Source organism: Allobosea sp. FG18 (assembly GCF_057809495.1).
Map to the genome: position 1 here is coordinate 1 of NZ_JBMDKB010000038.1, position 24,790 is coordinate 24,790.

Here is a 24,790-nt window from a genome sequence, read left to right on the forward strand (position 1 = left end):
ACCAGCGCGAGGCGCTGACCATGTCGGACCGCGTCGCCATCCTCGATCGCGGCCGCATCGCCCGCATCGACACGCCGCGCGCGATCTATGACGATCCCGGCAGCCGCTTCGTTGCCGAGTTCATCGGTGAATCCTCCTTCCTCGATGTCGCGGTGGCCGATGGTGTCGCCCGCGCGGCGGGCTCGATCATCCGGGCCAGCAACCTGCCGACGCGGCAGGGGCGCTGCACGATGGTGCTGCGGCCGGAGCGCCTGCACCTGCTTGGGCCGGGCGAGGGCGAGGACATGAACTGCTTCGACGGCCGCGTCACCGGCGCGGTCTATCAGGGCGACACGCTGCTCCTTCAGGCTGTCCTGAACGGCGGGAGCCCGGTCGCACTGCGCCTGACGACGCGCGGTGGCGAGGGGCCGCCGCCGGCACCCGGAACGCCGGTCCGTATCGGCATCGCAGTTACCGATACCGTGCTCCTGCCCGACGAGGCGCGGGGCGCGCCGTGACGATCGTAAGCGCCTTCGACCCCGCCGGTCCGGCCGGCGACGATCACGCCGCCGGCTTGCGGCGCGACCAGTGGTGCGAGCGCATGGGGCTGGCTGGCCTCGCGGCGCCAGCGCTCCTGCTCGTCACCGTCACCATGCTCGTGCCGGTCGGCTGGCTCTTCGGCCTGTCCTTTCTCGACGACAATGGCGGCTTCAGCCTCGAGCATTACCGGCGCATGCTGGCCGAGCCCTCCTATGGCCGGACCTTCCGCACCACCTTCGAGATCAGCTTCGTCACCACGCTGATCTGCATCCTGCTCGGCTATCCCCTGGCCTATTTCTTGTCGCAACTGCCGCGCCGGGCCGCCAATCTCTGCATGATCGCGGTGCTGCTGCCGTTCTGGACCTCATTGCTGGTGCGCACCTATGCTTGGCTCGTGCTGCTCCAGCGCAGCGGCCTCATCAACACATGGGGCATGAAGCTCGGCCTGTGGAGCGAGCCCTTGCAGCTCGTGCACAACATGGGCGGCACGCTGATCGGCATGGTCCATATCATGCTGCCCTTCATGGTCCTGCCGCTCTACGGCACGATGCGCGCGATCGACCGCAACCTGCTGCGCGCCGCGGCCAGCCTCGGCTCGACGCCGGTCCACGGCTTCTGGACCGTGTTCTTCCCGCTCTCGCTGCCGGGGCTCGCAGCCGGTGCCGCGCTCGTCTTCGTGCTCTGCCTCGGCTTCTACGTGACGCCCGCCATGCTCGGCGGCGGCAAGGTGACGATGGTCTCGAACCGCATCGCCAACGATATCGAATTGTTCTTCAACTGGGGCGCGGCGAGCGCGCTCGGCGTCGTGCTGCTGGCGATCACCTTGATCGTACTGGTGCTGGCGGCGCGATTGTCGCGCGGCGCCGGCCTGTTCGGGGCGGGGCATTGAGATGAGCTGGCTCGATCGCCCCGCAAGCGACACGCAGATCAGTCATCGTGCCCGGCTCTGGCTTTACGGGCTCGGCGCGCTGGTTCTGGCCTTCCTGGCCATCCCGACGCTGATCGTCATCCCGATGTCCTTTTCCCAGTCGCAATATCTGGAATTCCCGCCGCGGGAATGGTCGCTGCGCTGGTACGAGGCCTACTTCTCTTCGTCGAGCTGGATGGCGGCGACCGCGACCTCGTTCAAGGCGGGCTTCTGCACGGCGCTGCTGGCGACGCCCTTGGGCACGCTCGCGGCCTATGGGCTGCATGCCTCGCGCCTGCGCTTTGCGGGGCTCGCGATCCTCGCTTTGCTGACGCCGACGATCGTGCCGGTCATCCTCGTCGGCATCGCGCTGTTCTACGCCTATGTGCAGCTCAAGATGGTCAATTCCTTCCTCGGCATCGTGCTGGCGCATACGATGCTGGCCGTGCCGATCGTGATGATGATCGTCGGTTCGGCCCTGAAGAGCTTCGATCTCGATCAGGAGCGGGTGGCGCGCAGCCTCGGCGCGACGCGGACGCAAGCCTTCCTGCAGGTGACGGCGCCGCAGATCGGCTTCGCTCTTGTCACCTCGGCGGTGCTGTCCTTCCTGACCTCCTTCGACGAGGTCGTGATCGCACTCTTCGTTTCCGGCGGCGATAACGCGACGCTGACGCGGATGATGTTCCTGGCGCTGCGCGACCAGATCGACCCCACCATCGCGGCGATCTCGACGATCATGATCGTGATGACATCGCTGCTGCTGGCGGTGTCGCAACTCTTCGGCAAAAGCGAGACCTGAGAGGCCGCGGGCATAAACAAAACGCCGGCCGTGGGAGCGGCCGGCGTCGTGGATAGCCTGTGGAAGCCTGGGTCTACTTCTTCGGCTCGGACACAGGTGCCGGCTGCGCGGACGCCTTGCTCGCCCCGCCTACGGACGCGGCCAGCAGCGCCTGCGTCGGATCGGCGCCCTCGAACCCGGCCTGCTTCAGGATCTCGTCGAGGATCGGCTTCCGCGCGGTGAAGCTGAGCAACTGGCTCGACAGGTCGCCGACTGCGCCCGACTGGTCGCCGCCCGCGCCGCCATTCATCGCGCCCGCGAGGTTGCCGGCGCTGAAGATGCGGATATCCGTTCCCCTCTGTTTTACGTTGGTTTCGTTTCAGCTTTTCCCCGCTCCCGGCTGGGACGAATGCGCCTCTAAGCTGCTGCAATGTGGTTGAGGGCGAAGGCCGCCGGCTCTGCCGGCGAACTCGACGCTGCCGACTACAAGTCGGCGTCCAGCTTGGGCTTCTTCGCCTTGACTGGCTCAGCCTCGGCCGGCTTCGCCGGCAAGGGAGTAGGGACGGGGGCGACAACTCGCGGCGGCTCTGGCGCGACCGCTGCGGGGGTAGGAGCGGGGACCGGTGCAGACTGCGCGGGCTCCTTCCTCGTCTGGGCCTCGATCGCCGGGGGAACTGGCGGCAGGGGCGCCGGGGCGGGCGTGACCACTGGCGCAACCGTCGCGGCCTGGGTGCTCTGGCCTGCTGCGGGGGTTTCGGGCTGTGCCGGCGGAACCTGCGACGGTCGCAGCGGGACGGTCTCAGCGCTCGGGACGGGGTGAGCTGTCACGGGCGACGGCGGCGGGGGCTGGGTGAGGATTTCGCGCATTTCCGCGCCGGTCCTCGGCCGAGCTGGATCGTCCCACAGATGAGCCAGCGTCCCCGCGCCAAAGGTGAACTTGAGGACAGAATGCGGGCTGTCCTCTCGATAGCCGACCACGGCGCAGCCCTTCCGCTGCGGCCCTGGGCCGCGAAGCACAAGCGTCGTCGCGTCCTCGGCGGTGCCGGTGACGTCGTAATCGGCCGGCCCGCAACCGGACTTGAAGGCATACGCCTTCCCGGTGAGCTTGCCGTCGCGGCCGAGCTGGCCGGTGAAGACGATCATTCCCGGCACAACATCCGCCTTCTGCAAGCCCTCGCGAGGGCGCACATAGCGGATGACAGTATGGCCGCCCTGAAAGGCTTCGATGCGCATGAGGCTGCCGTTGTGATCGGCCTCAACCGTCGTCATCTGCGCCAGGGCAGGGGTCGCCAGTGCGACCGTCACGGCGACCGTCGCGAGGAAGCTGGTCGTCTTCATCAGCGCACACGCGGCCCGCGCCGCTCCTCCTGTTCCTGCGTCTGAGCCTGCTCGCGCTGCTGCTCGGCGGCGCGATCGACGGCGTCGCAACGGCGGCCGAACCCGGCCGGCCGGGGCTGGTACGCCTCGCCCTGGTCGTCGCGGCTAGGGGTCGCATCGCGTTCCACGGGACGGTCACGCTGGGTCGCGGCGTAACGCTCCGCGCTACCGTGGAAGTCGCGGGCGTGCTGCTCTCGCTCCGACCACGCATCAACGGCGCGCTCATGAGACTCATCGATGCCCTGCCGGCTCGATCCGTTCCAATGGGCCGGATCGTCGTTATCGATCTTCCGGGCCTGCGGCTCCTGGCTCTGCTCATAGCGGAGATTTGCAGCCGCCACGTCAACAAGCGCCTGCGACCGCTCGGGGCCGGCCATGGATCGATCGCGATAGCCCTGCATCGTGGTCTCGATCGCCTGCCCGAGCTTCTTGTCGGGCTGGGCCTCATGCTGAGCGATGGCGCCAGACAGCGCAGCATGAGTGTCGGTCTCGGCGCGGTTCCCGGCCGCCGGGGTCTTAAGCTGGTCGAACTGCTCGCGGAGCGACGGGCCGGGCTTCGCCTGGGCGCCGTCGCGCTCCTGCTGCATACGGGCGAGGCGGCCGGCAAAGCTCTCGCCGCGCTGCTCATAAGCGGCCTGCTGGTCGGGCTGCTGTTCGGCCCGGTCGCCGTCCCAGCTCCGACGCATGCCGGGACGCTGGCGCTGCGACGCGGCAGGGGTCGCGTCCCGTTCCGCATCCTGTTCCGCGTGACGGTCGCTGACCGTCTCGCTCTGGCGCTCCTCGATGGCGCCGAAATCGCGACCGTGCTCCTCCTTGGCACGCTGGCGGAACTCTTCATGCCGCTCCTTCAACTCGGCAAGATAGTCCTCCTGGGCGGTGAGCTGGGACCGCGCATCCTCGATGCCGTCCCGGCCGGCGGCCTCGTCGCGCTCAACATTGCGCTGCGCGGCGCCGATGTCGCGAGCGCAGTCGGCATATTCGGCGCGCATGTCGATGTCGGTCATAGCGAGGTCGTCGTTGCGGGCCGTGGCTTCCTCGCGAGCCTGGGCGAGGTCGGCCGCGTTGTTCGCATGGGAGCGCTCGTCGTTCATGGTCTGGATGAACGCGCGAGCCGTGGCGGACGGCGGCGGAAAGCGGCGGTCCTCGTCGTAGCTGCCAATCTGCATCTTCATAGCTGGGGCCTCCTATCAGGCAGCAAGGTCGATGATGTCGGAACGGTCACCGCCGGCCCGCTGGATGATGGCGAAGGCGAAGCCCGAGCCGAGCAACAGCTCGTCGCTTTCGAGCTTCGGGCGCCACTGCAAGCCGCCTGTCAGGGCGTCCTTGCTTTTGTCCTCGGAACGCCATGCGGCGGCCTGTTTGGAGCCGATCTCCTGGGCGGCGCCACCGCCGCCGCCTAAGCCAACCGACTTCAACAGGAAGCGGGCATCCATCGCGACGGCCTCCTTCATGCCGGCGGTCGTCAGCCGGGGCAGGGTCGGCAAAATGGTTTGCCGCCAGCCGACACGCGGCGCCGGGGGCGTAACGTCCGGATAGGCCAGCTCGCGGGCGCCCTGAGTGCTGAAAAACTCAGCCTCGGGCTCCCAACCGCGTGGGCTCTCGCCGGCAAGCTTGCGGACGTAGTCGATCGTGCTGGCCTCCTCAGTTTTGAGGACAATCTTGCTGCGCAACAGATTGATAACGTTCGACGTTTGCTCGTGGCCAAGCACCTGATGAAGCGCGGCGATCGACTGCGTCGCGGCGATCAGGAACACGCCGGTTTCACGGGCAACGTTCCAGAACGTCACGTCCGAATCCGGGCCGGACGTAACGAGCATCTGGAACTCGTCGGCAAAGAGCGCGCAGCTCGTCCGGCGGCAAGCCTCGGGGTCCGTGACCAGCCGCTTGCGGGCGGCGACATAGAGGCGGGTCTTGAGCCAGACGTTGACCACCTTGCCGGCAAGGCCGAACTCGGTTTCGCCAACGGCGATCATCATGACGCCGCCTTGCAAGGCGTGGTCTACGTCAACCGTGCGCTCGCAAGTGCCACGGAAAAATCGGTCGGCGAGGGCGCCGGCGCCGGCGAGCTTGCCGAGCACAACGTTGATGTTCGCGACGATGCCCGACCGGGTCTCCTGGGCCATGGGCAGCCAAGTCCCAACGAGCCATTCAACGCTCTCGATCGCCTCGGGAATGGCATTGTAGAGGGCCGCCGGGATCTCGCCGGGCTCGGCCCGCGCGAGTTCCCGAACGCGGTCACAGGCGCGGCCCTGCGCGGCATCGTCCGTCGCGAGCTTCGCAAGGCCGAGCAGAGAATAGGGACGGAAGCCGCCCCAATCGTCGGCCTCGCGGCTCTGCGGGTCCATGTCGAGCACGCGGGCGATAGCGGCGGCGTGCATGATGCGGCCGGAAGCACTCTCGGGCCAAAAATCATCGGCGGGACGGCCTGCGACCTGTCCGGAGACGGCCTTGAAGGTGGTCGCGATTTCGAGCGGTGTCATGCCGGCGAGCAAGTCCACGCCGAAATGATCCGGGGCGGTACCGATCACGCGCACGTCGCTGCGACCGGTCACGGTCGGCAGCACGTCGCGCCAGAGCGTGCCTTTGCCATCGGTGACATAGGCGCCGATCTTATGGCCTGCGCCCCAGCCGGCCGTCATGATCCGCTGGAACAGCGGGCGCATGACAAGGCGGGTCTTACCGACACCGGTCCCGCCGAGCACAAGGACGTGCTGACGGATGCTCTCGCCGTCAAATGCGACGGTCTGACCGGCGCTCGGAGCCTCCATGTCGCCACGGGCGCGAAGCGTGCCCGTCGCCTCGCCGACCGCGACCAGCGGGACGGTCGCGAGACGGGTCGCGGCGTCCTCGACCTGTCGCGCATAGGCGCGATATTCGGCCGGGCGGATATCGGAACGGGCTTTCCAGATCAGCAGGGCGTCACGGGTCGGCGTGCGCAGCGGTTCGCTGGCCTCGTTGAACCAGCCTTTCAGGCTGCGCCAGAAGCCGAAAACCCAAAAGGCCGGGAAGGCGAGCAAGGCCGTGATCGCCGCATAGGCGACGGCGTTGATCGCCTCGAACAGGATTGCGAGGACCGCGCGAACATAATAGGCCGCGATCGGCATGACGGCGCCGATCTCGGCGGCCCAATGCGGATAGGCTTCGCCGTCGCCGCCGTTCCACATACGGACCACGACATAGGCCAGCATCAGGACGAACAGGATCAAGCTGGCGCGCTTCGCGGCATGGCCGGAACGTGCTGCGATCTCGGTAACGAGATCCGCAGACAGGTGGCGCCATGCGAGCCAGGTGACGGCATGCCCGCCAAGCAAGCGGCCATCCCAAACGACAGGCCGGCGAATGTCGGCCGGAATGTCGCGATAGAGCGTCGGCCACTGATCTGCGGGCCAATACTCGCGGGCCGCAGCGAGACGGTCGCCGCGCATCATGGCGTCAGAATGATCGCCATAGCGGCGGGCGAGGAAGCCGGGCAGGGCGCCGGCAATGCGGTCGATGAAGGACACGGCTAGGCTCACTTGCTCGGGCGAAGGTCGTTGAACAGGGGCGAGGCGTTCGGCAGCGCGACGCAGCTCGGGGCGGTTGCGGCGCCGTAGGTGCTGCACCGGCTGTTGCTCTCGATCACGGTCCACGCCCATGCGCCATTGACCATGGCGACGACGTGAACGCGGGTCGGCTGACCCTGGGCCGGGATGGTCACGACACCGGTCGCGAGACGGTCGCGGTGTTCCCCAAGAGCGCGCTCGGGGCGCGTCACCTTGGGCGCGGTCGCGAGGGCCGGTAACGCGGTGTAACGATCCGTGATGAAGCCGAAAGACCGCACGTCTGACAGCACGGCCTTATTCAGCTCGATCCATTCCGGCTCGCTGAGACCCTTGGCGCGCGGGATGTCGCCAAGCCATGCAAGGCGATAATCGGCCCGCTGGCCGGCGCCGAGATCGACATAGGTCGCCGGGTCGTAGGTCAGAGCGTTCCGGAGAAAGCCCGGCATGGTGACCTGCGGCAGGGGCAGTGCGCGGATGGTCTCGCCGCCCCGGTTCGTCACGAAGCCCGCGACCAGGGCAACGGACAGAGCGAACGCCGGCAGCGCCGCAGCGAAGGCGTAACGGCCAGCTCGGGCGAGGCGATGGCCGAGCACATGGCCGGGCGTGATGAGCTGTTCCCAATCCTGGGCGGCGGTCGCGACAGGGGTCGCGGGCCGTTCCACGGGACCGGTCACAGAGGCAGGGGCAGGGGTCGCGGCGACGAGGGCGCCGGCAGGCAGGGGAGCATTCATCAGGCAGGAACCTTGCGGGGCAGCTCGCCGAAAATCTCGGTCTCGGCGATGAGCTGGGCGGAATAGGCGTCGATCGCCTCCCGAACCACATCGGAGACGGAAACACGCGGCTGATTGCGGGTGAGGCTGCGAACCAGCGCCGCCTTGCGGAGCAAGGCGAGCTGATCCTGTGTCAGAACGACGGCGGTCGTCGCTGTGGTGGGGGTCTGACGCGGCATGACCGACTCCTAATGATGGACTCGATCATCACTTCATCAGACAACTTCTAGGATGCGGTTGAGATCGATACTCGCATTTTAACAATTAGGCGTTCATTGCCTAGTTGTTACATGCGAGGGCCGGGGCGATATGCACGCTTTTGTGCTTCCTCGCGGGCCTTCGCCTCCGCATCGCGGCGGGCCTTCTCCTCGGCCGCCTGACGCTCGGCCTTCGCCTTCTCTGCCATCTCGCGAGTGATCCCGCGAAGCTGGTCGTTCCAGTCTTTGTACTGGTCGCCCGGTTTCCGATCGATCACGCCAGCCTCAGTGCCGCGAGCTGCCTTAACCTCGGCCTCGAACAGCTCGGCAAAGCGCCGGCCGTCCTTGTCGTTGTCCATGGCAAGATGAACCTCGGCTTGGGGATGCCGCTCGATCAGCTTGCGGAACTCGCCCAACGCGAAGTTGCTCGGGTTGCCATACGGCGAGAGGATCAAAGCCCGCTCGGGCTGGCCGTCATGCTGATAGATAGACAGGCCATCAACGGCGGATTCGGCCACATAAATGCGGCTTGGGGCCTTGGTGTCGCCCATCTGCGTGAATCGCTTGGCGCTACCTTTGACCATCTCGCTAAAGGATCGCTTGCCGCCATCCTGCCAGCCCTCGCCCTTGCGCTCATAGCCGGTGATCGCGCCCGACAGATCGCGGTGCGCAAAGCACGCCACGCCCTCGATGGAATGCGGGCCAGCGCGCTCCGTGCGGATTTCAGACCTAAAGCGCTCAAGGATAGCCGGTGCGATGCCTCGAACCTTCACAAGGTAATTGTTCAAGGCACTCGACATGGTGTGCCAGTTCCTCCTGATTTGGCCCTGGAAATAGTCCTGCTTGCGCTTCCGCTCGGCCTCCTCGCGCTGGCGATCGGCAATGGCTTTCAAGCCAGTCGCGGCAGGGGTCGCACCGCGTTCCACGCGACCGGTCACAGTAACGGGAAGGGGGGTCGCTGGGCTGGTCCGGAAATATGCCCGCAGGGCATGAGCGGCGGCGCCAAAGCTCTTGCCAGTGCGCCATGCCTCGAAATCCCAAATGCGGCCCATGACGCTTTTGTCGGATTTCAGGAAGCCCCACGTTCCATCGTCATGGCGGGACACGGAGATGCGGCCAAGTCCGCCCTCCTGATGGAAAACCCGATATTCCATCGTCGCCCCCTCGGCGCGCCTCCACTGCTCTGTCGCTTTAAACCCATGAGCCTCGACGTAGGCGCCAAGGTCGCGGCGAATGAAGTCCTCAAACTCTGCTGGCGTGATCCGCTTCGGCTGCGGGGCGGGGTGCTTCCGGTTCGTCTCCATCCGGGCCGCCAGCTCCTCGGCCGGCCTAGGCTTCGCCTGGGCGTGGATAGGGTCGGCCTGTCCAGGGATGCGGCGGAAGCGCGGCGCCAGCGCTTCCGCAACCTTCGGGGCCTCCTGATTGGCGACGACGGGCGTCGCGGCCGGCTCGATGCCGAGCCATTCCCGCACATTTTTGATGTGGTCGGAAACGTTGCCGATCGGGTCTTTTCCGCAGCACTCCGCAATGAACTCCGCGCGGATATCCTCCTCGCTCGGCTCCTCGTTGTGCTCGCCTTCCTCGGCCGTCTTCATCTGGCCGGCCGCCGAGCCGCCGCCTACTGCGAAGCTGGCCGGCGCCTTTGCGCCGATCTTGTCGGCGATGCGCTCGCAATCGACGATGATTTCCAGCTCGTTGATGTGGCGGGTCGCGCACACATAGGAGCCGTTCGCACCGTTCTGCTGCAACCGCAGATCAATCGCCTTGTTGAGCGAAGCGCCCTGGCTGGCGTGGCCGGTCATGGCATAGGCATGCTGGAACTTCGGGCCGGTCGGCGCCGGCTCCTCGCCTTCCTCGGGATCGGGCCGCGAGCCGATGAAGTCGCGCACGGTACCGGTCACGGTCGCGCCCTTCCGCAGCTCGACGGTCAACACCGGGTTGGCGGGGTCGGTCGCGTCGATCCTGACCAGCCGGCCAATATCGGCGTTCCGGATCATGGTGCCGTCTACAAGGACGTTTTCGCCGAAAATCAGCTCATCACCCTCGGAAAAATCGAGAGTGATGGGCTTGGCGCCTTCCTTCGCGCCTCGCGGAATAACGGCGATGTCTACGCTCTCACGGGACAGGAAACCCGCTTCACGAAGCTGCTCGCGCAACCGCTCGTTCAAGCGCCGGGCGTCGCTATTCCACTGCGTCAGGATGGTCCGCGTCTCAGTCGGGCGCTCCTTCAAGTGCGCCATGTAGCTCTCAACCGCTCGCGCTATGGCTGCGTCGGAATCCTTCGCCCAGGTGATTGCCCCGACCTCGTCATAGCTCCGGAGCGCGCGCCCGATGCGGTTCGGATCGCCGGTCGATAGGTCTACCGACGCCGCCCGCATCCATTCCGCCTCGGCCTCCGATCGTCCGCGCTGACGCTGGATATTGCCGAGCTTGGCGCTGCCGATCAGCTTTTGCATGGCGGCCATGGGGGCGCCTGCTGCTACGGCTCGGTACTGCTGAACGTCACCCTGCAGGATGATTTTCGCCCCCGCTTTCGCGGCGATGTCCATCAGGGCTTTCATCTCGCGATGTCCGACCATGCCGGCCTCGTCCAGCACGATCGCGGTCTTATTGGTGATCTCGATCTTGTTGCTTCGGACGCCAGCAAGGAACTTGGCGAGGGCCATGGCCTTGTCGTCGTCAAGCCCGGCGTCCTGGCGCAGCACGTCGGCCGCTTTCCACGACGGCGCGAGGCCGAGCACTTCATAGCCGGCCGCCTCAAGCGCGGTTTTGCTGACACGGGTGGAAAATGACTTACCCGTACCGGCGGCACCCTGAATCACGGCAACGCCGTCCTTATTCAGGGCGTGACGGATGGCGCCTTCCTGCTCATCGGTAAGCGCCCGCTTCTGCTCGGCGAGCTGAGCCTTGGCCTTGGCGATCGTGCGATCAATGATCGCCTGCGGCACAAACTCCCGCTCGGCCCGGCGAGTGTAGGCCGTCCGCAAAATGGCCTGCTCCATCTCCTCCATGGCGGCAGTCGTATAGAGCGGTTGGCCCTCCGGGCTCGCAATCTGCTTGATGACGCCTGACGCCTCTAGACCGCTGACGATCGCCATCGCCTCGTCGGCGCCGGCATCACACTGCAACGCCTCAAACGCCTCTTTGTAGAACATGGCGCGGGTGAAAACGGCGTCGTTCTGCTGAATGGCCTCGATCGCCTCCATAACGAGACCGTTCAGGCGCTTCCGGCGGTCCTCCGGGCTCTCCTCGACGGGAGCCGCGGCCTCCTCTCCCTCCGCTTGATCCTTGACCAGGTCGCCGACCAGGTCCGCGCGACGCTTCTCCTCGGCGAGCCGGGCGGCCACCTCGAGGCCGTGCAAAATCGCCTCGCGAGACCAGCCCTTAGCTGCAAGCTCGCGATCCCAACGCGCTTCGAGCTCCGCGAGAGGCGTGAACGCCTTATCGGCTCGGGTCTCAAAGCTCGCGACCTGGGCGGCCTGCCGGGCCTGGGCGGTATCGAAGCCCTTTTCCTTGGCCAGCTTCTCGATGTCCGCACGGCGCTTGCTGAACAGCTCAAGGATGGCGGGCGGGAATCCGGCGATCTGGAAATTGCGACCGTCGCGCTCGACGGCATAGCCCATCTCGCGCACGCCCTTGGCGATCTCCGCGCGATGATAGGCGGCAATCGCCCCGCCGTACTTCTTGAGGAGGTAGTTATCTAGCTGCCGAATCTGGCCGTCTGCACCGACGCACATTTTCATGGTGGCGCCATGAATGTGCGACTGCGGGTCTTCCGCCCGCGATGTCGAGTGCGAAAACATGGCCGTGATAACCTCGGCCGCCGGGATCAGCTCCTTGTTGATCCGGGTCACGAAAAGACCCTGATCCATCGCCCATTGCATCGTCTTGCGATAGGCGGCCTCCTCGATCTCGGACAGCCGGGTTTTCTGATCCTCGGAGCCGAACGCCTTGAGGAGCGAAACCGACTTCACAAGCGAAATCTGGTTGTCGTAGCCGCCGGGGTCTTTCGGGGGCTCGCCCTCCTTCACCCGCTTCCGGTTGGCGATGACGACGCCCGTCGTCGGGTCTTTGCCGGCGCTAAGGTCGCGCAGAACGCGGCCCGAAACAGCCCCGCCATCGACCAATGAAGCGAAGGGCGAGAGAGTAGGAAGGGAGGAAGCTGCGGACGATTTCAGGACCAGCCAACGGCCGGGCTCCTCGCCTGCGCCATTGTCGGCGAGATAATCGACATAGTCCCGGCGGTTGCCTTCGTTGTCGATCTCATGAGGGCTCAAGCCCTGCGCCTGGGCGGCGTCCTTGTTCATGGTGTAGAAGTATTCTACGCCTTTGATCTTGGTCGAATTGAACACGACGCTACACCTCGTTACGCCAACGTTTCGCCGTCGTTCACATCAAATTCCGCCGGCATAGCGCTGGCAATCGTATCCGCGATCAAGCGCAGCTCGTCGCGCATCTCGGCGACGGTCACAGACATATCGCGACTGAGTTTCGCGGCCTGGGCGATCACGTCGGCGGGGTCCAGATAGGTTCGCAAGGCGCGCTCCACGACGGTAGACGGGTGAACGCGCTGCATCCGCGCAACCGACTCGACGGCCTCCCATACCTCGGGCGCGACGCTGATCCGCTGGCGATCCGAAACCTTCTTAGCAGGCATGTGGCCAGCCATAACCCTGTCTCCCTAAGCACTTAACTGGCCAGAAGGCCAGAAAGCAGCATCGCAGATGCGTCATGCGTCAAAGAACAGAAATCTATAACGCCGCCGCAACAATATGCTGCTGATGTCAGCGGGAGTCAAAAAAAATTCGCCGCCTTCGGCGGCAGGAATTTTTCCGCGATGATATCGATCTTGCTGCATATGCGAATCCGCGTTATACGGAGTGTAGCGATATGTAATTCATGTGCATACGCTGATTGAAATGAAGGGTATCACATGGCCGAATCGAACGACGATCCGCTAGCCGCCGTAAAAGCGGACCTGATCGCGGCGCGCGATCAGGCTCCCGCAAAGCGCCGGCTCGGTTCGCTGAAAGAGACGATCGCCGAATTGCTGCCGCTGCTGCTCGAACTGAAAGAGCGCGGTTATAGCGACGCTGAAATCCGCGACAGGCTCGCCAAGAACAAGATTGAAATCTCGGTTGGAACGTTGCGCCAATATGTTGCGCAGCTTCGCGCGAGTGCTGGCGATACGCGCAAGCGAACGCCAAAGCGCAATGAAGTGAAACGCGAAACGAATCGCGTTGAAACGCCAGCGGCTAAGCCTTCCGAACTCGCATCAGCGCCTCGCGCTGCATCGGGAGAGGGAAAGGCGAAGCTCGGTCACAAGCTCGGTGACGACGACGTGTAGCGTCGAGTCAGTCGGTCAATCGAAGGGACTATCTATGACGAAGAACAGCAAGGCGAACGGCGCGAAGCGGGTCGTTCTGATCGCGAGCGAAAAGGGCGGCGTCGGCAAGAGCGTCGTCGCTCGGGCGATGATTGACCAGCTCCGGAGCGAGGGGGCGACGATCGCCGCCTATGACGCTGACGGCGGCGTGGGCGCCCTGGTCCGCGTCCTCGGATCGCGTGACGATGCCGGCCGGGTCGAATCCGATCAGGTGCCGACGAAGGGCGTCGGCTATTACAACGTCCGCGCGGACGGCGAGCGCAACACGCTGCTGGATGCGATCTCCACGGGCGAAGGCGTGATCATCCACGATCTGGCCGGCGGCTCGCTCGCGGACCTGACGCGGATCGTTGACAACGGCGAGGGCCTGGACGGCCTCCTGGCCGCCTATGAGGAGCATGGCTATCGCGTCGTCGTGGTCCATGTTCTATCGCCCGAAATCGGCGCAGCGCAGTCCGTGGCGCGCTGGATCGAACTGGCCGGCGATCGGGTCGATCATATCGCGATCCGTAATGGCCGCTGGGGCAAGGGCGAGGCTGACTTCCCGTTCTGGCACGGCTTCACCGATGGCAAGGGCGTCGCGAAGGGTGGAAAGACCCGCGAAAAGCTCCTCGCCCTGGGCGGCGTGGAAATCGACCTGCCGGCGATCCCGGCCGGCACCTATGCCAAGGTCGATGCGGAGAACATGCCGTTCAGCACGGCCGAGCGCGATACGAGCCTGACCATCACGGAGCGGGCTCATATCAGCAAGTTCCGCCGGGACTTCGCCGGCTCCCTCGGGCCGGCTCGGCCGCTCCTCGGGCTCTGACATAGCGGGCCGGGCTCTAGCCCGGCCCTCTCTTCCTTCGGCGTGGCGTAGAGGCTGGGATGCGACCGGAAGATAAGCTCCAATTCGACAAGGCTGCGGAAGCCCTCGGGCTGGATCGCGAAACCCGCGATCGGGCTTGGCGCCGCATGACCGATCTCGGCATTCCGCCGAGCGATCCGACTGCGATTTTCATCGTCCTTACCGGCCTGCTCGATAAGGTGTCGGGGCTCGTTCTCGAATCCAATGCTGCCCTGCCCGCTCGGGTAGAAGAGACCGCTACGAAGGCAGTCGGCCCGATCGCCAAAGCCGCAGCACAGCAGGCGGCGGCTGATCTCGACCACATGGCGGCCGATGCCGCCGCGACCTTGACGAGGTCGGTCAAGGCCGGGATCGCGGAAGCTTCGCAAGTCCAGCGGACGCGGCTCGGCCTGCAACTGATCGGCGGCGCCCTCGCCGTCGCCCTGGTCGGCGGCTTCGTCGGCTATGGTCTGGGCCGGTCCAACGTCTCCGGGCTGGCGACGGAATACGGCGCGATCGTCGCGCGCGCCGACGCCGCGACGTGGCTCGGGCTCATGCAGGTCAATCCGGACTTGAACGCGAGCCTGCGGGCCTGCGGGCCGGGCTCTGCGCGCGCGCGCACCGTGGAAGGTGCCCGCTACTGCGAAGTCCCGCTCTGGCTCGATGCGAGCAGGCCGCCGGCTCTTGCCGGCGCCAGCTCGATCGCTTCGGGTCTGCTCGACTGGCTCGCCGGCTGGGGGCCGCTCTGGCTCCTGGGCGGTGGCCTCCTCGCCGGCCTGCTGGGGCGCAAGCTCTTGCGCTCCGTGGCGAGCTGGCGCCCTGTTCGCTGGCTGATCGATTGAGGGGGACCATGACGAATTTCGATAAGGCGCGCGCTGCGACGCATGCGATCGTTGATGAGATGGTGTTTGCCCGCGATCGGCTGGATTCAGCCATGGTCAACGGCCACAACATCATCGCCGATCCTTCGGAACTCCGCTCGCGGCTCCTGGCCGCGCGCGGGGCGCTCGATAAGGCGCTATCCCAGCTCAACGGTACCGACTGGCCCAGCCGGGACGAATATGAGGCGCTTGAAGACTGATGGCGATTGTCTATCGGCCGTCAGTCGGCGACGTGCTGCTGTGCGAGTTCGGGCCTGATCCCCGCGACCCTGCCACCTTCCCGCTGAACCATCCGCCTGTCTCGGTCCAACCGGAGATGCACAAGCGCCGGCACGTCGTGGTGCTCAACTCGAACGCGGCGAATGATCTGGTCATGGTGGCGCCGTTCTCGACGCTCGCCCCCTCCCCCGTGAAGGCATATCACCACTTCATCGCGGCCGGGACATATCGCTTTATCGGGCAAGATTCCTGGCTCAAGGGCGACATGATGATGGCTGTCAGCTTGACCCGGCTCGACCGTCTCACCGTCAACGGCTGGGCTGCTCGGACGCCGCTCAACGCGGCCGATCGGCGGGCCTGCCAAGCCGCCGCGCTGAACGCGCTCGGGCTCGGCCGTCTAGTCGCCCATCTCTAGCTCTAACGATATGGATGTGGCTTGCTATATGAGCTGATCATAGCGAGCTGATCATAGTCACCAACCTAGTGATTTGATCCTAGTAGGTTGACTTTAGAGCCTATCTTATCCATATAGACGATGTTCGCCGTACCCATTCGGCCATGTTTATCGATCGGCCCTCGGCTCCTAACGGAACCGGGGGTCGCTTCTTTTCAGGCTGCGCTCTTGCCGAACAGCCGGCCGATGAAGCCGGCGGGCTTCGGCGCCGCTGGCGGCGGTGTCAACAAGGCCAGCCGCTCGGCCTGGGCGGCCCAACGGTCCCGATCTTTCTCCGCCGCATCCGCCCTCGCCCGCTCGGATTCTACGAGCTGACGCATGCCGGCAAGCTGCGCCTCTACCACGGCGAATTTGCTCGCAAGCTCCGGATCGCCGGCAACCTGGTCGCCGACCTGGTCACGGTGGGTCGCGTCCCGTTCCGCGCGACCGTCGCCCTGGGCGTCCCGCTTCTCCAGCCGCTCGGGCCGAACGTCGTAGACGCGCGATAGCTCGGCCGGGTCGATGGAATAGCCGCCATCATCCTTGCGGGTCGCACTTAGGCGCCCGGCAGTGATAGCGCGCTGGATCGTCGTCTTACCGACGCCCGCGAGCTTCGCGGCCTGTCCAAGGCTCAAGCTCGTCATGGTGAAACCCTCCTCGGTCTCGCCGGGGTCGCGCAGCGTTCCGCGCGACGGTCACGGCGATGGTCTCGCAAGGTCTCACGATCGGGTTGACGCGATGTTAACCACGAGGATCCGCGGCAGGCATGAAAAAGGCCGGGTTTCCCCGGCCATGGTGTCAACAGCGCTGCGCGGTTCCTCTCATCGCCATTCCTTCGACAAGGCGCGGCGGCGAGGGATGGCGCCAAAGCGCTTCGGATCGACCAGAAAGCCGGGCATCGCCAGATAGAACGAAAGGTCCGGCCCGGTGAACGACACGCAATGCAGCTCGTTCACCTCGGCGCCGGGCCGCAGCGTGTCGCGCTCCTGGGCAACCCGATATTCCACGATCTCGTCAAACGAGACGCCTAGCGGGGTCTCGATCGCAAACAGGTGCAGGGCGGCGCCGAGCTGTTCAAGCTCCTGCGGCGTGTCCTCTGTCAGCTCCCCCCTCGCCTTCAACGCCTGAAAAACCGCCAGTTCCGGAGACTCCTCGATGACGGCGGTGGTGGAATAAAGCCGATCAATCACGATCTCGCCGGCATCCGGAAAGACGTGCTCGGCAATGAAAAACTGACGGGCGGGCATCTGCGAATCCATCGGTTGTTTCTGACGCCCGATTATTAGGCGTTCACCGCCTAGCCGCTAGTGCGGCTCGTCAATTTCAGGGAGTAGGAAAGGAAGGCCGTGGAACGGCTTTCCGATCAGAAGGGCCTCGGGTAGCCGGGACTCTTAAACCCCGCCTGGGCGGGGCTCCCTGCCAGCCAAAGGCACCAATCGGCTGCAACCCCCCCCGCCCTACTCCCTCAAAGAGCAGGATCAGGCGCCAACAGATCGGCTCAGAGGCTCGGTTAGCTCCCCGAGGCGCCTTCTGCGCGCCTCGGAACCGCCGCAGGGACGCGGAGCGGCCCGGTCAGCGGCGTCCGATTATCTCTAGTAAGAGAATTAGCTTGGCATTCTGTCTGCTTGGCGGACTCACGTTCCTGCATCAATTTCGCCATGCGGGCCATGCTCTCCGCGAGGGCGGAACCGGGCTCGAATTTCAGAGCTGTCCGCTCGACGAGCGACAGGCTCGCCTCCCATGTGGTGCGCTGCTGGGTGCGCTCCTGGCGCTCCTGGGCGATGTCGTCCGGAACCTTGGGCGGGCGAGCGAGCCAGCGACGAACGAGCTGCATCGCCTTCGCCGGCAGTTCGAGCCGGTAGGCGTTGCTGGTCTGCTGAACCTGCGGTCCCCGATCGCCAGCGCCCTCGGTGGGCTCGTACCGGCGGAACCAATCAAGGAAGCCGTGCTCCTTCAGGTTCTTCAGCGCGCGCACGACGGCGTCACGGGAGCGCTTGATGCGGCTCATCATCGTGGCAATCGACGGCTCAAGGCGTCCGGTTTTGTAGCAAACGAGGCTCGCCATCAGCTCTAGGAGTTCGAGCGCGACGGCGCCCAACGGGCCGTTGCGGGAGCCGGGCTTGCGCTCGGCAAGCTCGAAGCGGCGAGCTGCCATGACGATATTGCGGACGCCTTCGCGCGGCATGGCGCGCCAGAAGTTCGCTTCCTGATGTCCAACCTTATGGCTGCGTCGGCGCACAGGCTGACGCTGCCGCTCTGCCGCATAGGCGAGCGTGCTCATTCGTCCTCGTTTCTGAGGATGCAGACAGCCGTTCCCGTTGCGCTGCTAGGCGCTACAGGCTATATTATTCGGGCAGGGGACGGAGATCAGCGTTGCTAGCGTTGATGCTCTTTCCCAGCTCTGAGCCGTCCGGTTGTCCTCTATTGGTTTGCTACGGGCGTCCTCCGATCCCCTGTCGTTTCCCTCGACTGAGGCCGGAAGTCATCGAATCGAACGATTCGATGCAGTTATGGTAGCGTGATCGCGATCACACTGCCAAATCGGTGAATAGCTCAACGATTTCAGTTGCTTTTGACGGCGCTTACTTCGGAAGTCGCACGAATCGTCTTAGGCATTGACTTCCGCGAGACTGGCTTGCGCCTCGATTCGGCCTTTTCGGCCTTCCGCTCCTGGCGGGCTTCCACCTTCAAATCGCGAGCCAGCTCGGTCAGCAATTCGGCCAGCAACTCCTTCGGCCAGCCCTGGGCGGCGGTGTCCTCGACCAGGGGGCGAAGCAGCGGGGCGAGCGCGCTGCGCAGCTCGTCCAAGGTCGGCGCTTCGCCGGCCTGGGGGACATGGAGCCGCTGGCGCAGCTCTAGCAGGCGCATGACGTAGATCGGCGGCACATCGGCGATGTGCTGCCGGATCGTCCGGCCGGCGATCCCGGCCCAACGGGCAAAGCCTGACTGCGACTCGCCAAGGGCCGTCAGAGCGTCGGCGAACTCGGCGCCGGTCATCTCGCTCGGGGCGGCTTTCTGGCGGACTACCATGGGCGACTCGACAAGGATTGCGGGTTCAATCCTACCTGCGCCGAGTCGTTCCGTATCTACAAGCCGCCCCCTCACCGGATGACGACCACATTCGGGCTATTCCAGAGCTTTTCGCGCTGGCTGCGGGCCTCCTGCCGCCAGAGCCAGAAAAGCCGGGCCGTCGCCTCGAGGACCGTCATTCCGTCGCGATCGGCCTCGTCCGTCTGCGCCACTTCATAGCGCAGGTTCTCAAGGGTCGGATCGCCGACGCGGTCATAGATGTTTCCGAGGGCCGGCGGCAGCGCGGCAATAGCCAGCGCCAGGGCCTCGGGAAGGTCGCGGCTGCGAGCGTCCAGCTCGCGCAAGGCGCGGTCCAGATCGCGACCGACGCGCTCGGAATCGATCAACTGAGGCTTGGCCTCAGCGATATCGAGCTGCTTGCGGAAGAAATCGACAAGCCAAGTGTTCGGATCAAGCATCGGTCGTGCTCCGCGACAGGAAGCGAGAAAGGAGGGTCGGCTTTTTCTTGCTCGGGAAGTCGGATTCCTTGATCCGGCGGGCGATCTCGCCCGAATAAATTAGGACGAAATCCGCGACTGCCGGCGGCATGCCGCCAAGCTCATCAGCAATGCAGGCGTGGTTTTCATACATGCGCGCTACTCGCTCGCACGGGGCGTCGCTGTAACCGTCGCCATAGTTGCCCCCGTAGAGGGCTTCATAGACGGCCTGTTCCCACGCCGGCAGGCGCTCGGCGACCGCATGCGCGATCTCATGGTGGAGCGTACCGACAAGGGAATGCGGAAACTGAGGGATCATCCCTGATTTCGTGACGGCGAGATAAATCGTCTCGGTCGGGCGCTCAAAAAGCCCCTGCCAGTAAGCAAGATCGAACTGGCGGACCAGGACAAGCGTCGTCCAGGGCGCGCAGCGGCGCCAGACCGGAACGACGTGGCGTAGCGCAACCTCATAGAGGTCGGCGGGATCGCGAGCGGTGAGGCCAACGCAGCTCTCCAAAAGCTCGTCCATGCTGACGCGCTCGGGCGTGGTGGCGTAGGGCTGAAAGCGCAGGCCGTAGCCGGAATCTTCGGTGAAACGCATGGTGGGATCTCGGTCAGCGGAATTTCGGGCCGGCGGGCTCATAATCGGCCTTGTCGTCGTCGGCCGGCGGGGAGCCGCTAAATTTCGGCTGCTGCCGACGCTCGACGGTTCTTGCGCCGACCTCGCCGCCGTCTGCGGTCATCTCGGGGCCGGCGCTCGGAAAAGACCGGTTCACGAAAGCGCTAAGCTCTGTGACGGTCTCAACCGCGACATGGCTCATGGCCAATTCCGGATCGCCATGCTTTTCGACCATGGTGAGGAGCTTCGCGCGGAGCGTCTGAAAGCCCTCGTCCTCCGCGTTCAGCTCCTCGGAAAACAGGGCGTCGGCGAAGGGCTGATTCCAGCTCGCAATGATGTGGTAGGCGCCGGCCGCGTCGTTATCGCGGTCCAGATTGCCGAGCACGCGGCCTGCGAGGGCGGCATAGAACTTCGGATTGCCGTAAAGCTCCTTGGACGCGGTGCGGGCCAGCGCCTGCAAGCCGGGGAGCTTCTTTTCCCGATCACGCTTCGCCAGCTCGGCGCGAACCTCCTCGATCGGCCGGCGATCGGACTCGTACATCGCGGCGAGGAACGCGGCGCTTTCAGCCGTCATCTTGGGAGACGGCGCCCCCGGTCGCGTCGCGTTCCGCGCGACGGTCGCAGCGACCGTCACGCCAGCAACCGCCTTCTCGGCGGACGGCATGTCATCGACCGCACTGCTCGCCGCTGATCTGCCGGCGAACAAGGCGCCGATCGCGCTCAAGCCGCTGGTCGTTGCGGCCCGGAGCGCCTTGGCGAACGCCATCACGATCAGCAACAGGCCGTGACCGAACAGGATATCGCTGACGATGCCGGCGGCGCCCTTCCGGGCGCGGCGGCGAGACGGCGCCGCCCGGCGGGGCTTCTTCTTCCGCTTCGCCTGGGCGCGGGCCTCGTCCTCGGCCGCCTGCTTGCGGAACGCGGTGTTCCGCAGCTCGCGACGGGTCTCCTCGTCCTGCTGGATGTCGTCCAGTCGCTCGCGCTTCTCGCGCGTGGCGCGGATGGCGTCGCGGGCGGTCTGCTCGCGGTTCAGGGCCTCGCGGCAGCGACGATCCAGCTCAAGCGGATCGTCTTCGGGCCTCGGTTTCGTCGGGTCGGGACGCAATGCAACCTCCTTCAAAAGGACATTGCAAAAGGGTATCCGACAATTTTGAAATATGCAAGGCCAACTAGGAATCTATTGCCTAGTTTTGATCGCGCGTAAGATGCCGCCAGAGGGTGGCGGGAGAGACCTTAAGCGCCCGTGCGATCTCGCCTTTTGTCTTGCCGGCGGCGAGCATGGTTTGCGCGGCTTCGATCTGCGCTCCGCTGATCTTGTTCGGCCTGCCTACATGCTTGCCGTGGCGCTTCGCGCTGGCCATGCCGGCCGTCACGCGCTCGCGGATGCTCTCGCGCTCGAACTCGGCGAGGGCGCCGAGCACATGGAACAGCACGCGGCCGGCGGCGGTGCTGGTGTCCAGGGACTCCGTGAGGGAGCGCAGGAAGGCGTCTTTCGCCTGGATCGTCTCGGCTGTCTCGATGAGCTGCCGCAGCGATCGGCCCAGCCGGTCTAGCTTCCACACGGCGAGGGTATCGCCGGCCTGGAGCGCGGCGAGGGCGTCATTCAAGCCGACGCGGCGCGGCACGGCGCCGGATGCCTTGTCCTCGAAGATGACACTAGCGCCGGCATGCTCAAGAGCTTCGCGCTGCATCGCGGGGTTCTGGTCGTCCGTCGAAACGCGGACGTAGCCGATTGTGCGCGACATGCTGCGCTCCTAGTTTCGGGTGGCGGCGAGGTCGCGGGCGGTCAAAACCGCCTCGCAAATCCGCCTCAAGCTCCGGAATGAGCCGTTGCGCCAGACTTTCCGGATGGCGTCCAGCTCGGGCCGGGTCAAGGGCTCGAACCATTCCGGCTCAAGCCCGGCGTCATGGGCGATCTCTGCCATGACGGAAGGGAGTAGGGACGGGAGACGGGGAGAGGCTGAAGGGAACGCGATCACTCGGAACCGGTCCAGCAATGCGGCCGGGAGCCTGACGCTTTCGGCGGTGGCGACATAGGAAATGTATGACAGGTCTAGATTGACCTGCATGAACGGGTCCGGATAGCGGGCGGCGGTTTCAGGCTCAAGGAAGCCCAACAGAGCATCCCAAGTTGCCGCGATCGCTTTATCTACCCGGTCAAGCAAGATTGCGGGATTTGCATGATCGGCTGTGCCGATGGCAATCAGCGGATGGCACGGCTCGGCGCTGTGATAGCGGCGCTCGGTGCCGGCGAAGCGGTCGGCGGTCGCTCGGCTGGCATCGAATCGATAGAGGTGGATTCCCAGCGCCTCGGCGAGCCGGCGGGCGAAGCGGGTCTTTCCGCAGCCGGCGGCTCCAACTAGCAGGATCGGCGGCAGATAGATCGTCTCACGCCCGGCGAGCGGGCTAAGGATACGATCAATCACGGCCTGGGCATGAGGGAACTCGGCGCAGAGCTGGGCTCGCACCACGGCGAGGTCGGGACGGGGGACAAGCCGCATATGCTTGTCCGCGACGTTCCAAATGAGCGGATGGCGACTGTGTTCGGCATCTGAGAAACTGTCCGGGTCGCGCGGGCAAACCACAAGGCCAAGCGGCTGCGGCGGATTCTCGAACTCCTGCGGGTCCATAGGGCCGATGAGGTCAGCCAGAGTGAAGCCGTCTGGAACGTCATTGGATCGGGCCACAGACTCGGACATTTTGAAAGCACCCTTTTGAAACGCCTAAGTCGCTGATCTATCACAGCGGCGCAGATCGTGCAAAAGGATTTCCTTTTGAAATGGTCTAGCCAGCTCGCCGGCCTCTGGTAGGCTGAACGAATGCAAATCCAATGGGTCGAGCAATACGCGGGATCATCCAACCAGGTCGTGACCTGGTGCAGCGCCATTTTGCTCGAACGCAACTGGCGTTGGTGTACTGACGCCTATCTGGCGCCGCACCTCGTCAGGTGTAAGCGCGGGCAGGAAAACCGCTACGAAATGCACAGCAAGCGGCTCCCGGCCGGCTTGAAATGCGACATTGCGGATGCTGGCTTCGCCGATATCGACATTGTCGAAGGCATCTCGGGCCTTCGGGCGCTGCATGAGGATGGTCCTCGGCCGGATAAGGTCGTGGGCTTCTCGGACGGTCGGCACCGCGTCCGGTGGTGCATTGACCACGGCGTGGAAGCGATCCCGATCTATTTCCGGCCGGAAGCGGCGCAGCTCGCGCGCGCCCTGTTCGGGATCGATCAGCAAGCTTCGATCCTGCCGGCAGATTACGCGGCGATCGGCGAGGCGGGGCGGGCCGCCGTGCTCGCCAGCCCTCCGGTTCAGTATCAGCCGGTCGCGCAACTGCCGACGCCTCCGGAAGCGATCGACATTTCCACGATTCCGCCGGTCTCGGTGCCGAGTTGGCATGAAAGGCTGTTTGCTTGGATCGACAGCCGACGCTAAGCGTTCTGTCTTTGTTCTCTCGCCTCGAGGTGCAAAGATGGGCCGCGATATCCCGATCACGCTAGGCGAGCTGCGGCGCGAGCGGATTCAGGTGATGGCGCGATGCACCGTCTGCGGACGGCTGACGATGCTCGATGCTGGCGCGCTACCGCTGCCCGATGATGCCGACATGAATCGAGTGGCGCATGCCCTGAAATGCACAGGCTGCGGCCGGGCCGGCGGGAACTCGGCGCATCCTGAGCCTAAGCCGTGGGTGCTCTATCTGCGCCGGACGGGCCAGCGCGATCGGATGCCAAGTTATGCCCCTATGATCCGCGACGAAGACGATTGAAATCGTCCGACCAGGTCCGCACATTATGGGGGTGGCGCTCGCGCCAAGGCCGGCCCTCGGGCCGGCAAGAGACACGTCCCGCAAGGGTCGTCTCGTCCGCTAGACGGATTAAAGCCCCCGGTTTCGGCCGGGGGCTTTGTCGTATCTAGAAGCCGATAGCCTTCTTGCGGGCGACGGCCTTCAGGTAGTTGCTAAGCGGGGTGTGAAACCCGAAACGGCTGCTCGACTGAAGGCGGAAGCTTCCCGGCACGGCCGCCAAGCGCTCGAACTGCGTCCGGCTCCAATAATTGAGCTCAATCGCGTCGTCGTTTCCGCTGATGCAGAGGCCGTAGACCCAGTCCTCATTTTCCACGTCCAAGTCGGTGAGAAACCACTGGCAAGGCGTGTTCGGAAACCAGAGCCGGACAACCGGGGCGAAATCCGTCTGCGCACCTGCGGCCCGCTGCTGCCCGTTCCACCTGAGACGGTTCAGGTCGGGGGCGTAAAAGATGTTCGGCGTCATGGTCCCCTCCTTTCCCTACTCCCTCCCGGGATCGGCCCCGAAGGGCCGGCCCGGGTTGATCGGCTCAGTCCTTGCGAGCCCGGAGAACGAGCCGGCCCGTCAGCGGGACGGCAGTCATGTTGATGTTGAAGCCCTGGCCGTCGTTGTGCGCCCACGCGGCGCCGACCTTCGTCCAGAAGCTGCCTTCGCCTTCGCCCTCGACCACGTAGACGCCGTGCGTCGGGAGGTTGCTGCGCTTCGCTTCGGTGGCGTTTTCGCTCTTGGGGGTGGCCATCTTCGTCTCTCCGCGTGCTCTCGGGAGCGTGATTGCTCCCGGTCGTGGCGGTCGTGGACGGGACGGAAAGAGAGCGGTTTCAAGGGCGCCGAAGGCGCAACGCTTGCCCTTGAAAACGGGAACGCGGCCCGTAGACCAGCCACAAAGGACCGGGGCAAACACGCGGTGGCACATACAGCGGAGAGCTGGCCGCCACGCGAAAGCGCCCGCCTCCGAAGGGGGCGAGCGCTCTAACCCACATTCTCCAAGTAAGTCGCTGATTTCGCTGTCGTAATCGTGATATTTCGCA

The 24,790-nt window shown here is 65.2% G+C and carries 29 protein-coding genes; 10 read left to right on the forward strand and 19 right to left on the reverse strand.

What is annotated here, in order from left to right:
- The 3 genes from ACODTJ_RS27030 to ACODTJ_RS27040 all read left to right on the forward strand — a co-directional run.
- The coding region (locus ACODTJ_RS27030; protein WP_488851029.1) for a TOBE domain-containing protein at positions 1 to 497 on the forward strand (497 nt) is incomplete at its 5' end.
- Positions 494 to 1,408, forward strand: coding sequence for an ABC transporter permease (locus tag ACODTJ_RS27035; protein WP_488851031.1), 915 nt, complete (start codon positions 494 to 496; stop codon positions 1,406 to 1,408). The genes ACODTJ_RS27030 and ACODTJ_RS27035, both read left to right, overlap by 4 nt.
- A gap of 1 nt (position 1,409) precedes the next feature.
- Positions 1,410 to 2,225: an ABC transporter permease gene (locus tag ACODTJ_RS27040; RefSeq protein WP_488851033.1), complete on the forward strand. Its 816-nt coding sequence runs from the start codon at positions 1,410 to 1,412 to the stop codon at positions 2,223 to 2,225.
- Between the two features lie 73 nt (positions 2,226 to 2,298).
- On the opposite strand, the gene ACODTJ_RS27045 is transcribed toward ACODTJ_RS27040, so the two are convergent.
- From ACODTJ_RS27045 to ACODTJ_RS27080, 8 genes are all read right to left on the reverse strand, one after another.
- Complete coding sequence (locus ACODTJ_RS27045; protein ID WP_488851035.1) at positions 2,299 to 2,514, reverse strand: hypothetical protein; 216 nt, start codon at positions 2,512 to 2,514, stop codon at positions 2,299 to 2,301.
- Between the two features lie 173 nt (positions 2,515 to 2,687).
- Entirely contained in the window at positions 2,688 to 3,542 is an 855-nt protein-coding gene (locus ACODTJ_RS27050) for a hypothetical protein (protein ID WP_488851037.1), read from the reverse strand.
- A complete protein-coding gene (locus ACODTJ_RS27055) occupies positions 3,542 to 4,753 on the reverse strand; it encodes a hypothetical protein (protein WP_488851039.1) in 1,212 nt (403 codons plus the stop codon). The genes ACODTJ_RS27050 and ACODTJ_RS27055 overlap by 1 nt, the downstream gene beginning before the upstream one ends.
- 15 nt (positions 4,754 to 4,768) lie before the next feature.
- Positions 4,769 to 7,084: a type IV secretion system DNA-binding domain-containing protein gene (locus tag ACODTJ_RS27060; RefSeq protein ID WP_488851040.1), complete on the reverse strand. Its 2,316-nt coding sequence runs from the start codon at positions 7,082 to 7,084 to the stop codon at positions 4,769 to 4,771.
- Positions 7,085 to 7,092: 8 nt separating this feature from the next.
- Positions 7,093 to 7,854 carry a hypothetical protein gene (locus ACODTJ_RS27065; RefSeq protein ID WP_488851042.1) on the reverse strand — a complete coding sequence of 254 codons (762 nt, stop codon included), beginning with the start codon at positions 7,852 to 7,854 and terminating at the stop codon, positions 7,093 to 7,095.
- Complete coding sequence (locus tag ACODTJ_RS27070; RefSeq protein WP_488851044.1) at positions 7,854 to 8,072, reverse strand: hypothetical protein; 219 nt, start codon at positions 8,070 to 8,072, stop codon at positions 7,854 to 7,856. Before ACODTJ_RS27070 ends, ACODTJ_RS27065 begins: the two co-directional genes overlap by 1 nt.
- A gap of 107 nt (positions 8,073 to 8,179) precedes the next feature.
- On the reverse strand, positions 8,180 to 12,442 hold the full coding sequence (gene mobF, locus ACODTJ_RS27075) for a MobF family relaxase (RefSeq protein WP_488851046.1): 4,263 nt from the start codon (positions 12,440 to 12,442) through the stop codon (positions 8,180 to 8,182).
- 14 nt (positions 12,443 to 12,456) lie between these two features.
- A complete protein-coding gene (locus ACODTJ_RS27080) occupies positions 12,457 to 12,759 on the reverse strand; it encodes a hypothetical protein (RefSeq protein ID WP_488851048.1) in 303 nt (100 codons plus the stop codon).
- A 264-nt stretch (positions 12,760 to 13,023) separates the two neighbouring features.
- Here ACODTJ_RS27080 and ACODTJ_RS27085 point away from each other — a divergent pair, with 264 nt between their 5' ends.
- From ACODTJ_RS27085 to ACODTJ_RS27105, 5 genes are read left to right on the forward strand one after another with little or no spacing between them, the layout of a single operon-like run.
- Positions 13,024 to 13,437: a hypothetical protein gene (locus ACODTJ_RS27085; RefSeq protein ID WP_488851050.1), complete on the forward strand. Its 414-nt coding sequence runs from the start codon at positions 13,024 to 13,026 to the stop codon at positions 13,435 to 13,437.
- A 34-nt stretch (positions 13,438 to 13,471) separates the two neighbouring features.
- Positions 13,472 to 14,284 (forward strand): nucleotide-binding protein, encoded by an 813-nt coding sequence (locus tag ACODTJ_RS27090; RefSeq protein WP_488851052.1) that lies wholly within the window; start codon positions 13,472 to 13,474, stop codon positions 14,282 to 14,284.
- Between the two features lie 59 nt (positions 14,285 to 14,343).
- The gene (locus ACODTJ_RS27095) at positions 14,344 to 15,144 is read left to right on the forward strand and encodes a hypothetical protein (protein WP_488851054.1); all 801 of its coding nucleotides are present in this window, start codon (positions 14,344 to 14,346) and stop codon (positions 15,142 to 15,144) included.
- 8 nt (positions 15,145 to 15,152) lie between these two features.
- Positions 15,153 to 15,383, forward strand: coding sequence for a hypothetical protein (locus ACODTJ_RS27100; protein ID WP_488851055.1), 231 nt, complete (start codon positions 15,153 to 15,155; stop codon positions 15,381 to 15,383).
- Positions 15,383 to 15,817, forward strand: a complete 435-nt coding sequence (locus ACODTJ_RS27105; RefSeq protein WP_488851057.1) for a type II toxin-antitoxin system PemK/MazF family toxin — start codon at positions 15,383 to 15,385, stop codon at positions 15,815 to 15,817. The genes ACODTJ_RS27100 and ACODTJ_RS27105 overlap by 1 nt, the downstream gene beginning before the upstream one ends.
- A 194-nt stretch (positions 15,818 to 16,011) precedes the next feature.
- Here the strand turns inward: ACODTJ_RS27105 and ACODTJ_RS27110 are convergent, their stop codons facing one another.
- The 9 genes from ACODTJ_RS27110 to ACODTJ_RS27150 form a co-directional block, all read right to left on the reverse strand.
- A complete protein-coding gene (locus tag ACODTJ_RS27110; RefSeq protein WP_488851059.1) occupies positions 16,012 to 16,479 on the reverse strand; it encodes a MerR family transcriptional regulator in 468 nt (155 codons plus the stop codon).
- 177 nt (positions 16,480 to 16,656) lie between these two features.
- Positions 16,657 to 17,082 (reverse strand): hypothetical protein, encoded by a 426-nt coding sequence (locus ACODTJ_RS27115; RefSeq protein WP_488851061.1) that lies wholly within the window; start codon positions 17,080 to 17,082, stop codon positions 16,657 to 16,659.
- A gap of 263 nt (positions 17,083 to 17,345) precedes the next feature.
- The gene (locus ACODTJ_RS27120) at positions 17,346 to 18,116 is read right to left on the reverse strand and encodes a helix-turn-helix domain-containing protein (RefSeq protein WP_488851063.1); all 771 of its coding nucleotides are present in this window, start codon (positions 18,114 to 18,116) and stop codon (positions 17,346 to 17,348) included.
- 281 nt (positions 18,117 to 18,397) lie between these two features.
- Positions 18,398 to 18,832 (reverse strand): hypothetical protein, encoded by a 435-nt coding sequence (locus tag ACODTJ_RS27125; protein WP_488851065.1) that lies wholly within the window; start codon positions 18,830 to 18,832, stop codon positions 18,398 to 18,400.
- 104 nt (positions 18,833 to 18,936) lie between these two features.
- On the reverse strand, positions 18,937 to 19,323 hold the full coding sequence (locus ACODTJ_RS27130) for a hypothetical protein (protein WP_488851067.1): 387 nt from the start codon (positions 19,321 to 19,323) through the stop codon (positions 18,937 to 18,939).
- A complete protein-coding gene (locus ACODTJ_RS27135) occupies positions 19,316 to 19,942 on the reverse strand; it encodes a hypothetical protein (RefSeq protein ID WP_488851069.1) in 627 nt (208 codons plus the stop codon). The genes ACODTJ_RS27130 and ACODTJ_RS27135 overlap by 8 nt, the downstream gene beginning before the upstream one ends.
- A 13-nt stretch (positions 19,943 to 19,955) precedes the next feature.
- Positions 19,956 to 21,065 (reverse strand): hypothetical protein, encoded by a 1,110-nt coding sequence (locus ACODTJ_RS27140; protein WP_488851071.1) that lies wholly within the window; start codon positions 21,063 to 21,065, stop codon positions 19,956 to 19,958.
- A gap of 79 nt (positions 21,066 to 21,144) precedes the next feature.
- The gene (locus tag ACODTJ_RS27145) at positions 21,145 to 21,705 is read right to left on the reverse strand and encodes a recombinase family protein (protein WP_488851073.1); all 561 of its coding nucleotides are present in this window, start codon (positions 21,703 to 21,705) and stop codon (positions 21,145 to 21,147) included.
- A gap of 9 nt (positions 21,706 to 21,714) precedes the next feature.
- Complete coding sequence (locus ACODTJ_RS27150; protein WP_488851075.1) at positions 21,715 to 22,659, reverse strand: AAA family ATPase; 945 nt, start codon at positions 22,657 to 22,659, stop codon at positions 21,715 to 21,717.
- Positions 22,660 to 22,848: 189 nt separating this feature from the next.
- Here ACODTJ_RS27150 and ACODTJ_RS27155 point away from each other — a divergent pair, with 189 nt between their 5' ends.
- On the forward strand, positions 22,849 to 23,394 hold the full coding sequence (locus ACODTJ_RS27155; protein ID WP_488851077.1) for a plasmid fertility inhibition factor family protein: 546 nt from the start codon (positions 22,849 to 22,851) through the stop codon (positions 23,392 to 23,394).
- A gap of 37 nt (positions 23,395 to 23,431) precedes the next feature.
- On the forward strand, positions 23,432 to 23,725 hold the full coding sequence (locus ACODTJ_RS27160; RefSeq protein WP_488851079.1) for a hypothetical protein: 294 nt from the start codon (positions 23,432 to 23,434) through the stop codon (positions 23,723 to 23,725).
- A gap of 145 nt (positions 23,726 to 23,870) precedes the next feature.
- Here the strand turns inward: ACODTJ_RS27160 and ACODTJ_RS27165 are convergent, their stop codons facing one another.
- Together ACODTJ_RS27165 and ACODTJ_RS27170 are read right to left on the reverse strand one after the other, a co-directional pair.
- Positions 23,871 to 24,227: a DUF2958 domain-containing protein gene (locus tag ACODTJ_RS27165; RefSeq protein WP_488851081.1), complete on the reverse strand. Its 357-nt coding sequence runs from the start codon at positions 24,225 to 24,227 to the stop codon at positions 23,871 to 23,873.
- Between the two features lie 64 nt (positions 24,228 to 24,291).
- Positions 24,292 to 24,501 carry a hypothetical protein gene (locus tag ACODTJ_RS27170; RefSeq protein WP_488851083.1) on the reverse strand — a complete coding sequence of 70 codons (210 nt, stop codon included), beginning with the start codon at positions 24,499 to 24,501 and terminating at the stop codon, positions 24,292 to 24,294.
- Positions 24,502 to 24,790 lie beyond the last annotated feature (289 nt).